Source organism: Holdemania filiformis DSM 12042, assembly GCF_000157995.1.
GTDB lineage: Bacteria > Bacillota_I > Bacilli_A > Erysipelotrichales > Erysipelotrichaceae > Holdemania > Holdemania filiformis.
The window spans coordinates 181,531-192,765 of sequence record NZ_GG657561.1; the positions used below are offsets into that span (position 1 = coordinate 181,531).

The window sequence follows — 11,235 nt, forward strand, 5'->3', positions numbered from 1 at the left end:
GTGTTTTATAGGCTACAGAACAATCGCGATGACGTTGCCTTTGCCGCGGTTGATCAGTTTCGTCAGGATTCCCTGCAGGCGGATGCGGGCAGTTTCCGGAATCATCGACAGTTTGGAGTTCATGCCGTCCTTAATGATATCGGCCAGCTTGCGTCCGAAGATATCCGATTCCCAAATCGCCTGCGGATCGCTTTCCTGATCGCGAAGCAGATAGCTGACCAGTTCCTCACTCTGTTCTTTTGATCCGATGATCGGCTCAAATGTGCTTTCCACGTCGACTTTGATCATGTGAATCGACGGAGCGATGGCTTTGATGCGCACGCCGTAGCGGCCGCCTTGTTTGACGATTTCCGGCGTGGAGAGCTGGATGTCATGCAGGGAAGCAGAAGCGAATCCGTAGCCGGTCTGCTTGACCATTTTCAGCGCGCTGCTGATAGCGTCGTATTCCCGCTTGGCTTCGGCGAATTCCTGCATCAGCTGCATCAGCTGTGCTTTGTCGGTGATGTCCTGACCGATGATTTCCTTTAAGACCTGATTGTAGAGTCCGCTCTTGACCTCCAGATCGACGACGGCGACACCTTTGCCGGTATCAACAGTCGCCAGGTTGGCTTTCTCGACATATTCGTTCTCGTTGAGAATATCGACGATGCCTTCGACTTCCCGCAGCTTGGTGATCGCCTTCATGCTTTCCTCAATCGAACCGTTAACGCTCTGTTTGAGCCAATGTTCGTCGCTTAAAACGGAAACCCATTTCGGCATCTGAACGTTGATTTCCGAAACCGGGAATTCATATAACGCTTCCCGCAGCAGGGCATGGATATCGTCTTCGTCCAGGCGGTTGACTGCCATCGGAAGAACCGGAACCTGGGTCTTTTCCTTTAATTTATCGACGACGCTGCGGCATTGAATCGATGATGGATCCTTGGAGTTGACGATGATGATGAACGGCTTGCCGATCTGGGTCAGTTCGTCGATGACCTCGGCTTCCGCTTCGATATACGAGTCGCGCGGCAGATCTGCGATCGAGCCGTCGGTGGTGATCACGATGCCGATTGTAGAATGATCCTGAATGACCTTCTGCGTGCCGGTCTTCGCTGCTTCATTAAACGGGATCGCTTCGTCATACCACGGCGTCCGCACCATCCGCATGCCGTTTTCGTCTTTGTAGCCTTTGGCTTCCGGAATGACAAAACCAACGCAGTCGACTAACCGGACCTTGACCGTAAAGCCGTCGTCGAAAGCGATCGTCGCGGCGTTGTTCGGGACAAATTTCGGCTCGGTCGTCATGATCGTCTTGCCTTCTCCGGATTGCGGGAGTTCATCAATCATCCGTCCTTTTTCGTATTCGTCTTCGACATACGGAATGACGGCCTGCTCCATGAACTTTTTGATGAAAGTGGATTTGCCTACCCGTACTGGTCCGACAATGCCTAAATATATATCGCCGCCAGTTCTTTCACCGATGTTTTTCAAAATTTCTGTCGTTTCCATAACTTCCTCCCTTAGCTATTTGAAGTGTATGAATTTGACCGGGGCTCTATGCCAGCGCAATGTGAAAAATAAGTGGAAATCTGCCGGGCGGAAGGGGAGCGGCGGCAATCGGGTGAGGAACCGCGGCGGATACGCATGGGAAACAGGCAAACGAAGGCAGTGAACGCAGAAAAAAAAACAACCCGGACCGGCGGATTGTCTTTTCGTGATGAGTTTGAATCTGATAGATCCAGAAGAAAGCCGGTCTTCCTTGCGGAAGGGCTGCGCTATTTGATTTCCCGCTCGGTATATTCCGCGTCGATCACGTCTTTTTCATCGACGTGCGGACGGGACTGAGTCTGCGAGGAAGTGGAGTCCTGCTGCTGTTGCTGCTGATAATAATCTTGCTGCTGTTGCTGCGCTTTGTAGAAAGCCTCGCGCTGTTTTTTATTGCGGTACAGAAACCAGCCGATGATCCCGACCCATAACAACAGTCCGACGATCGGATAGGCGTAAAGCAGCGGCGAGAGCACCTGCAGAATAATTAACAGAATGAAAAAATAAACGAAGGATCCCATCATTGCGCCCTACGACTTTCTCTCAAAGGTCGTCTTGCAGCGCGGACAGGTGATTTCAATCTTCCCGTGTCCCCGCGGCACGCGGACCGTTTGATGGCAATGCGGGCAGCTGAAATATTTGTGTTCCTTATCGCCGGCATTTTTCTTGATCAGCGAGAAGGCGGACCGGACCGGCCGGGTCAGTTCCATAAATTTGATGTTTTCTTTCTGGCGTTTCCAGATGTTGCGGGAAAGCGTGCGGAACAGCGAACCGAAGATCAGCACGTCGCCCAGCAGACCGAGAAATACGCTTTTGAAGGTCAGTGTGTTGATCAGCAGGACGGCCAGGGATGCGAACAACAGGAAGTTGTTCAGCGCGTCGGTGCCATAGCGTCCGTTCATAAAGCGGAACAGTGCGTTTTTAATTTTTTCAAGCATGGTTATCGTTCTCCTTATAATGAAGCTTACGCATGATCTGCGTAATATCTTTGAAGCTGCGGTGCAGCGTCGCCAGTTCGTCTTCGCTGAGCTGAGCGAAATACGGCGTCAGATGGCGAATCTGCTTCTCCTTGTACTGCCGCATAATTTCGCCGCCCTGGGGGCTGACGGAGATCAGAATGCTGCGGCGGTTGTTGGGATTGGGTTTGCGGTCGACGATCCCGCGCGTAACTAAACCGTCGATCAGCTTGGACAGCTGCTGTTTGGAAATCAACGTCTGTCGGCAGCAGTCCGCCAGCGTCATTTCTCCGCGGCACTGCAGCGTGAATAAAACATATAATTGAACAGGGCTGAAGTTCTCGTTCTGTGCGATCCCCATGGACCGGTTGAGCATCAGCGGCTGCAGATCAAACAAATCTTCAAGTACACTGCGAATCGCTTCTTCCATCGTTATCACCTCATGCAAACTATTATACAGAATTTTGCGGTCTTGTAAACACGTGTTTACAGACTTCACATGATTTCACATGAAATGTTCACATAGTCTTCACGTTTTAAAGCAACAGAAAAGCCGTCGCGATTGACGGCTAATCCAGCTTTCTAAAATATTGAATCGCCTGCGTGTTCAAGCCGGTGTGAACGGCGACGACATTGACGAGCTTAATGATCTGAATTTCGGTTTTCGGGAAGGTGCGGCGCAGGATAGCGGCCAGCTGTTCGGCAGTCTGCGGCGCGTCGACGTGCGCGATGGTGATCGAGTAATGCTCGTCGATGTTGTCTTCCTTCATGATCTGCACAGCCCGCTCCAGCGCACGGGTATAGGTTCTGACCTTTTCCTTGACGTCGATCCGGCCCTGGGTATGCTGATTGATCTCCAGAATCGGTTTAATCTTTAATAACCCTGCTAAGGTAGCGGCCAGCGGCGTCAGCCGTCCGCCGCGTTTTAAATGCTGCATGTCGCTGGGCAGAATCAGCGTGTTGGTCGTGTCGATCACCTGCTGGCAGGCGGCCTGGATTTCTTCCATGGAGGCGCCGGCCTCGGCCATTTGCTTGGCGGTGCGGATCAGGTATTCCTGAACGACCGCCGTGACGTGCGTGTCGATTGTGATGATCGGCAGTCCGATCTGGTCGGCGGCTGTCTGCATCGCGCTGATCGTGCCGGACAAGCCGCTGCAGATCGGGACGGCGAAGATCAGTTCCACCCCCTCAGCTTTTAACTGTTCAAAACATTCCTGGATCCGGCCCAACGCGGGCAGCGATGTCGCCATGACCTTTTGCTCTTGAAGCAGAGCGATCAGCTGATCCTTGTCAATGTCTTCCATATCCTGAAGACTGCGGCCGTCCACGCTGATCTGAAGCGGCAGGCTGATGATGCCATCGGCTGCCATTTCCGCCGCGGTTTTTCCGATGCCGCTGTCGGTAACAAAGGCAATTTTCATAGTTCCTCACTCCTTATATGCTTAATTTTAACGCGATCTGAATTAGAAGTAAACTAATATCCACTTACAGAATCGGCGGTTTGTCGACTTTGTGAGAAAGGGTGAATTTTGATTATGACCGCAGGCAGGGAAAACCGATGCGGGGTAAAAGGTTTACAAATAAGGAAGGTGAATTCTTGAAGAATGGACTAGGAGAAAAGGGAGAAACTTCAGGCTTCAATCAGAACTAGAAAAAAATTCAATTTGAAATTGACGAGGCTTGAGGAATCTCGTATAATTAACTCAAAAGAAAACAACAGCGTAAAAAAAGAAAACAATGTCGTTCCGATCCGAGGGAACAAGTCGGATAAATCGGCTGACGGAAGTTCCCGCTGAGTTGAAGCAGTGGCTGAGCGAGCCGCTTTATGGTAAAATAAAGTAAAGAAGGGAGTGCTGAAAAATGAGTGTTCATCTGCATGCGCGAAGTTGTTATACCTTATTAAACAGCACCCTGAGAGTGCCGCAGTTAGTCGCGCTGGCGAAACAAGCCGGCTATGAGGCGATTGCCTGCACTGACGAAAACGTGATGCACGGCGCGATGGAATTCTGGAAGTGTTGTCAAAGAGAACAGATCAAACCGATTTTCGGTTTGGAAATCCTGGTTAAAATTGAAGAGGAAACGGTCGCCATGACGGTGCTGGCGCGGGATGACGAAGGCTTCGGCGGCCTGATGGCAGCTTCCAGCCGATTGTGCGACGGCCAGGACGCGCTGACGCTGGATCAGATTCAGCCTTATCTTGAGCATTGGGTGCTGATCGTCTATGGCGAAGGCGGTTTTGCCGAAAGTGAATTGATTCAGGAAGACCGCCGCGGGTTGGGCGATAAGCTGGGCTGGCTGAAAACGCAGCTGCCGCTGTTTTATATGGCGGTCTCGTTTAACGATGCCTCGTTCTGGAAATTGAAGAATATTTTATTAAAGCAGGTTTGCGCGGCGCAGGAAATTCCGACCGTCGCGTTGTCAAAGATTTATTATGGCCAAGCGGAGGATGCCCGGCTGTTTAAGATTGTCAACGGGATCCGGCTGTCCAAGACGATCAACGATAAAACGCTGCCGTCGGTCAACGGCCGTTATCTGCGCACCCCGGCGGAAATGGAACAGCTGTACGACGCCGAGGATCTGCAGGCGAGCGATCATATCGCTTCGATCTGCAATGTGACGATGACGCAGGCGAAGACGACGCTGCCGGCATTTCCCTGCCCGCAGGGCGTTTCCTCGAAACAGTATTTAACCCAGCTGTGTCTGGCCGGCTTGAAGAAGCGGCGGCAGGGACAGCCTGAGGATCCGGCGTATCTGCGGCGGTTAAAATATGAGCTGGACGTCATTCTGACGATGCATTTTGAGGATTATTTTTTAATTGTCTGGGATTTTATCCGGTTTGCCCGCAAGGCGGGAATTTATGTCGGACCGGGCCGGGGCAGCGCGGCGGGCTCATTAGTCGCGTATGTGCTGGGAATCACGCACGTGGATCCGCTGGAATACGGATTGCTTTTTGAACGATTTTTGAATCCGGAGCGAATTTCAATGCCGGATATTGATACCGACTTTCCGGATAACCGGCGCGACGAAGTGATTCAGTATGTCGCTGAAAAGTATGGCGAGAAGCATGTCGCGCATATTGCGACGTTTGGGACGCTGGGCGCCAAGCAGGTGCTGCGCGATGTCGGCCGGGTTCTGGAGATTCCGCTGAGAGAAGTCGACATGCTTTGCAAAGCTGTGCCGTTTGGGGTAAAGATGACGCTGCAGACGGCGATTCAGCAGAATCCGCGGTTTCACCAGATGGTCTATGCCGACCGGCGGTATCAGGAGCTGTATGAAACCGCCTTGCGGATCGAGGGTCTGCCGCGGCACGTTTCGACCCATGCAGCCGGGATCGTCTTTTCCCGCGCTGAGCTGGATCAGATCTGTCCGACAATCCGGATTGAAAACGATCTGCTTTCCACGCAGTACACGATGGAGCATCTGGAGGAACTGGGACTGATCAAGATGGACTTTCTGGGACTGCGCAACCTGACGATCATCGACGATATCGTTCAGCGCGTCCATCAGCGTCAACCCTTGAATATTATGAAAATCCCGCTGGACGACGCGAAAACCTACGCGCTGTTAAGGAAGGTTGACACCGTCGGTATTTTCCAGCTGGAATCGGAAGGCATGAAGAATCTCATCCGCAAGATGCAGCCGGCGTGTTTCGACGACATCGTCGCGACGATCGCGCTGTTCCGCCCCGGACCGATGGAAAATATTCCGGAATATCTGCGCTGCCGTACGGATCCGTCAGCTGTGCATTACCTGCATCCGGATCTCAAGCCGATCCTGGAAAGTACCTACGGCGTGATGATCTATCAGGAACAGATCATGCAGACGGCGCAGAAGATGGCGGGTTTCTCGCTCGCCCGCGCGGATGTGCTGCGGCGGGCAATGTCCAAAAAAAAGCTCAAGGAGCTGCAGTCGCTGCAGAAGGAATTCATCGGCGGCTGTATCCAGCAGGGCTATGAAGAAAAACTGGCGAATGAGGTTTATGAATTGATTCTGAAGTTCGCCAATTACGGCTTCAATAAATCCCATTCCGTAGCGTATGGCCTGCTTGCCTATCAGCTGAGCTATCTGAAGGCCAATTTCCCGTTGGAATTCTATACTTCGCTGCTTAACAGCGTGATCGGCGCGGAAGGCAAGACGGCCGAATATATCGACGAATGCCGCCGGCATCAGGTTCAAATTCTGGGCCCGTCGGTCAATGCCAGCGACGTGCGTTATTTAATCGAGGGCGAAGCGATCCGCTATCCGCTGCTCGGCATTAAGAATATCGGCTCGGCTGCCTGCATGCAGCTGTTGGCGGAGCGGCAGGAAAACGGGCCGTTTCAGGATTACTACGATTTTGTCACGCGGATGCTGACGCGCAGGCTTAACCGGAAAATGATCGAAGCGCTGATCGACGCGGGGGCGCTGGACGAGTTCCACGCCAACCGTCAAAGTCTGCGCCTGTCGCTGGAAGAAGCGATCAGCTACGGCGATTTAGTGCGGATTGAGGTTGGCGGTCAGGTGCGGATTGATTTAGGCCTGGTATCCAAGCCGGTGATGGTGATGGCGAAGGAAGATCCGATCGAACGCAGCGAACGCGAGCGGGAAGCGCTGGGCTTTTATCTCTGCTCGCATCCGATCCTGCAGGTCAAAAAGAAATTTCAGATCCAGACCGAACCGTTAGTCCGGTTAATGGCGAAGGGCGGTTTTATCGAAGGCTTCGTTTACCTGCAGCGGGTGCGCCAGCATCGCACGAAAAAAGGCGATCTGATGGCGTTTGCGGTTGGCGTGGATGAAACCGCGCAGATCGACTTAGTCGTCATGCCGAGCATTTACGCCCGCAGCACGGCCTTTTTGAACAAAGGCCAGTACGTGTACTTCCAGGGCAAGATGGACAAGGAAGATTCCTGTCTTGTCAACCGGCTGCAGCCGCTGAACACGGATTTCACGCAGAATTCACAATAAAACGATACACTGTTGACCATAAGGAAGGATGATGCACATGGCCAGAATACTCATTGTTGACGACGAACAGATGATCCGCGAGGTCGTCCGGGAATACGCGCTGATCAACGGCTATGAAGTCGCGGAAGCCAGCGACGGACTGGAGGCGCTGGAGTTAGTGGAGAAGGAAGATTTCGACTGCGTGATCCTCGATATCATGATGCCGAAGCTCGACGGCTTTTCCGCGTGCAAGCAGATTAAAAAGATCAAGCCGATTCCGATCATCATGCTTTCGGCCCGTCAGGAAGAATACGACAAGCTGTTCGGCTTTGAGCTGGGCGTGGACGATTATGTCGTCAAGCCTTTCTCGCCAAAGGAGCTGATGGCCCGCGTCAAGGTCATTCTGGAACGCTTCAAAACCAAGGATACCGAAGTTCTGCGCTTTGAAGGGCTGCAGATCAATATCGAGGGACGCTCTGTCACGGTAGACGGGGAGAAAGCGAATCTGACGCCGAAGGAAATCGATCTGTTGTTATACATGGTTAAAAATAAGAATATCGCCTTATCGCGGATGAAGCTGCTGGAAGAAGTCTGGGATTACGACTATTTCGGTGATGACCGGACGGTCGATACGCACATTAAAATGCTGCGGCATAATTTAAAAGACTACCGCAAGTTCATCGTTACCGTCCGCGGAATGGGGTATAAGTTTGAAGCTTGATTTTCATGGCATAAAGTTTAATATCTGGCTGTATTTCATGTTGTTTGCGGCCGGACTTTTAGCTTTGGTCGGCGGGGCGCAGCTGCTTTTGATCAAGCCGTATTATCGAAGCAATAAGATTTCGGCGATCAAAGAGGTGGCGGCGACGATTCAGGAGTACGTCATTGACAATCAATGGCTGGACGAGGCGACGATCAAGAAAGCTTCGCAGTTTGCGATTAACAACAATGTCTGCGCTGTCGTTTACAACGACAGCGGCAACGTGGTCTACAATTCCGATTCGCTGGGGGATTCGTGTATTTTCAACCAGACGATTACCGTCGGTTCGACGCAGCTGCAGCCCCTGACTAACGGAAAAGCGATGCGCGAGCTGCTGCTGTTAAGCGACGGGGAGCTCTCGGAAGTGCTGGCGAATCAGCGCAGTGATCAGGAAATGATTCTGTATGGGAAAATGGTGCAGGCCAACCTGGCCAACTTTTATCTGTTTGTCAACAGTCCGCTGGAACCGCTGGATTCCACGCTGACGATTTTTCAGGATCAGTTTTTCTTTCTGGCTTTTTTCGCGCTGATTTTATCGATTGTGATCTCCCTGTTTATATCGACAAAGCTGTCGCGGCCAATCGTGCAGATGAAGCACTCCGCCAACGAGCTGGCCAAGGGGCATTACGATATTCATTTTGAAGGCAGCTATTTCAGCGAGATCGACCAGCTGGCGGATACGCTGAACGATGCCACGCACAAGCTGAGCAAGGTTGACGAGCTGCGGCGGGATCTGATCGCCAACGTCTCGCATGACATCAAGACGCCGCTGACGATGATCAAGGCGTATGCCGAAATGATTCACGACATCTCCGGCGATATCCCGGCCAAGCGTGACGAGCATCTGGACGTCATCGTGCGCGAGGTCGATTATCTCGATCATCTGGTGACCGACATGGCGGAGCTCTCGAAGATGCAGTCGGGCAGCTATCAGCTGAAGGTCGGTACGTTTAACTTAAGCCAGAAAATCCAGAACATCGTCACGCTGTGCCAGGTCATGATCGACGAGCATCATTATCAGCTGGTGATCGAATGTCCGCGGAATTTGATGATGACAGCGGATGAGGTCAAAATCAGCCAGGTTATCTATAATTTCCTGTCCAACGCTTTCAAGCATACGCCGGATGGAAAGAAGATCACGATCCGCGCGTTTGAAAAAAACGACTGGATTCAGGTTGAGGTGGAAGACGAGGGCGAAGGAATCAAGAAAGAAGATCTGCCGTACATCTGGGACCGGTATTACAAGATTGATAAAAAATATCAGCGGGCAACCGGCGGCAGCACCGGGCTGGGCCTGGCGATCGTCAAGGCGATCCTGGACAGTCATCACGCGGAGTACGCAGTAGAAAGCGAGGAGGGCAAGGGCTCCCGGTTCTGGTTTAGGATCCGGCGCTCGGCAGAATGGAAAATCAAAATTTAACTGAAGAGGCGCGGCAGAACCTGCGCCAGGATTATCTGCCGAAGCTGAAGCTGCCGCTGTGGCAGCGCAAGGACATGTTCTGCATGAACACGGATACCGTGCTTTTGGGCGAGCAGATGGTTGTCAGAAAAGGCGAGAGCGTGCTCGATCTGGGCTGCAACAACGGCGCGCTGCTGCTGTACGCCTCGCGTTTTTCGCCGGGCTCCTTAACCGGCGTCGACCTGCTTCCCCAAGCGCTGGCCTTGGCGGCGGAAAACATGCGGATCAACGGTCTGGAAGCGGAACTGATCTGCGCGGATCTGGCGGAGTTCCGTCATCTGCCGTTTGATGTGATCGTTTGTAACCCGCCGTATTTCGCAACGCCGGATCCGGCTTCCATCAACCCCAATCCTTTTTTAGCGACAGCCCGGCATGAAGCGGGCTGCACGCTGGAAACGCTGTTTGCGGCGGGAGGGCGATTGTTAAAAGACAAGGGCCGGTTTTATCTGGTTCACCGCGCCGACCGGCTGGCGCAGATCATCGCGGCGCTGCAGAACTCGCCGTTAACGCTGCGCGAAGCGACGCTGGTCTTTGACCGCCGCACCCGTCAGGCCACGGCGGTGATCGCTGAGCTGCGCAAGGGAAAGCTCGGGCCGGTGCGTTTCCGCGAACCGTTGTGGCGGCCGGAATCCGATCAGGAATAAAGTGAAGACGTCAGCTGAAAAAAGCCGGCGTTTTTTGTTTCTGAAAAGGATCGTGTCCCGGTGTTGTTTGGACGTTGTTCATCTTCTGTAAGATCGTAAAAGAAAAATATTAAAAATGAGAATGGAGAAAAAATTTATCCCTGAAATGATTTCAGACCAAAAGCTTGAAAGGAGTCTGGATGAAACTGAGGGGAGACAGCGCATTCCTGCAGGTCAGCGCGCAGAACCTGCGCTTTCTTTTTCGCTTTGTAGTTAGCAGGAGGCGGCTAAAGAAACAACAATTCGTTCATTCCGACCTGAAATTGAAAGAAATGGCAGCGCGGTCGGAGTTGATTTCAGACGCTAAAACTTTTACAATGAATCTAAGCGAGTTCCCCCTAGCTTTCAGGAGGTCAAAAATGAGAAAACAAGGAAAAAAATGGGCGGCGTTTCTTTTGTGCTGCCTGTTGCTGCCGGTAACGCCGGTCAAAGCGGAAACGGCGGTGATCGAAGTTGTTGATTACCGCGATGGACAGGAAACGGTCCTGCAGACGTTTGGCACCGTGAAAAGTGCGGCGGATTATTATGCCAAGCACCGGGATGACGCCAGCGTCGCCAATCTGGGCGTGCGGCAGGATGGCAAGCTGATCGCTGTGGATCAGGGGATCGTCTTCTTCGCCTCGGAAGGCTGCAAGGTCAACACGGAATACAAGGATGCCGACACGGGCAACGACGGCTATCTCAACGGATGCTACGGCGCTGACGGTGCGGCGCTGGACACTGATTTCACACGCATGCAGGTGGATTTCAAAATTTCCGGCGTGCGCGGCCGGGTGAAACTGGCAGAGGTGACGCTGGTTCCGCTGGATCAGGCTGGCAATTTAAGCAGCTATACGATCCGCGACGGCCGGCTGTATCATCAGATCCGTCAAAGTCAGTCGTCTTCGCGCTATGCGACGATGATCGATCTGGGGCCGGTACCGGCAT

The 11,235-nt window shown here is 52.6% G+C and carries 9 protein-coding genes and 1 pseudogene; 5 read left to right on the plus strand and 5 right to left on the minus strand.

Features of this window, described 5'->3' with window-relative positions:
• Positions 1-12: 12 nt before the first annotated feature.
• The 5 genes from spoIVA to HOLDEFILI_RS13535 all read right to left on the minus strand — a co-directional run bounded on the left by spoIVA (position 13) and on the right by HOLDEFILI_RS13535 (position 3,904).
• Entirely contained in the window at positions 13-1,491 is a 1,479-nt protein-coding gene (spoIVA, locus tag HOLDEFILI_RS13515) for a stage IV sporulation protein A (protein ID WP_006060339.1), read from the minus strand.
• Between the two features lie 266 nt (positions 1,492-1,757).
• Positions 1,758-2,048 carry a hypothetical protein gene (locus HOLDEFILI_RS13520; protein WP_156788949.1) on the minus strand — a complete coding sequence of 97 codons (291 nt, stop codon included), beginning with the start codon at positions 2,046-2,048 and terminating at the stop codon, positions 1,758-1,760.
• Positions 2,049-2,057: 9 nt separating this feature from the next.
• On the minus strand, positions 2,058-2,465 hold the full coding sequence (locus HOLDEFILI_RS13525) for a hypothetical protein (RefSeq protein ID WP_006060342.1): 408 nt from the start codon (positions 2,463-2,465) through the stop codon (positions 2,058-2,060).
• Positions 2,458-2,913 (minus strand): MarR family winged helix-turn-helix transcriptional regulator, encoded by a 456-nt coding sequence (locus HOLDEFILI_RS13530; protein ID WP_006060343.1) that lies wholly within the window; start codon positions 2,911-2,913, stop codon positions 2,458-2,460. Before HOLDEFILI_RS13530 ends, HOLDEFILI_RS13525 begins: the two co-directional genes overlap by 8 nt.
• A gap of 139 nt (positions 2,914-3,052) precedes the next feature.
• A complete protein-coding gene (locus HOLDEFILI_RS13535; protein ID WP_006060344.1) occupies positions 3,053-3,904 on the minus strand; it encodes a DegV family protein in 852 nt (283 codons plus the stop codon).
• Positions 3,905-4,343: 439 nt separating this feature from the next.
• Here HOLDEFILI_RS13535 and dnaE point away from each other — a divergent pair, with 439 nt between their 5' ends.
• The 5 genes and pseudogenes from dnaE to HOLDEFILI_RS13560 all read left to right on the plus strand — a co-directional run.
• Positions 4,344-7,427, plus strand: coding sequence for a DNA polymerase III subunit alpha (gene dnaE, locus HOLDEFILI_RS13540; RefSeq protein ID WP_039865056.1), 3,084 nt, complete (start codon positions 4,344-4,346; stop codon positions 7,425-7,427).
• 37 nt (positions 7,428-7,464) lie between these two features.
• Positions 7,465-8,127 carry a response regulator transcription factor gene (locus HOLDEFILI_RS13545; RefSeq protein ID WP_039865057.1) on the plus strand — a complete coding sequence of 221 codons (663 nt, stop codon included), beginning with the start codon at positions 7,465-7,467 and terminating at the stop codon, positions 8,125-8,127.
• Positions 8,117-9,586 carry a sensor histidine kinase gene (locus tag HOLDEFILI_RS13550; RefSeq protein WP_006060348.1) on the plus strand — a complete coding sequence of 490 codons (1,470 nt, stop codon included), beginning with the start codon at positions 8,117-8,119 and terminating at the stop codon, positions 9,584-9,586. The genes HOLDEFILI_RS13545 and HOLDEFILI_RS13550 overlap by 11 nt, the downstream gene beginning before the upstream one ends.
• Entirely contained in the window at positions 9,568-10,269 is a 702-nt protein-coding gene (locus HOLDEFILI_RS13555; RefSeq protein WP_006060349.1) for a tRNA1(Val) (adenine(37)-N6)-methyltransferase, read from the plus strand. Before HOLDEFILI_RS13550 ends, HOLDEFILI_RS13555 begins: the two co-directional genes overlap by 19 nt.
• Positions 10,270-10,667: 398 nt before the next feature.
• Positions 10,668-11,235, plus strand: a pseudogene (locus HOLDEFILI_RS13560) (hypothetical protein); the annotation flags it as partial.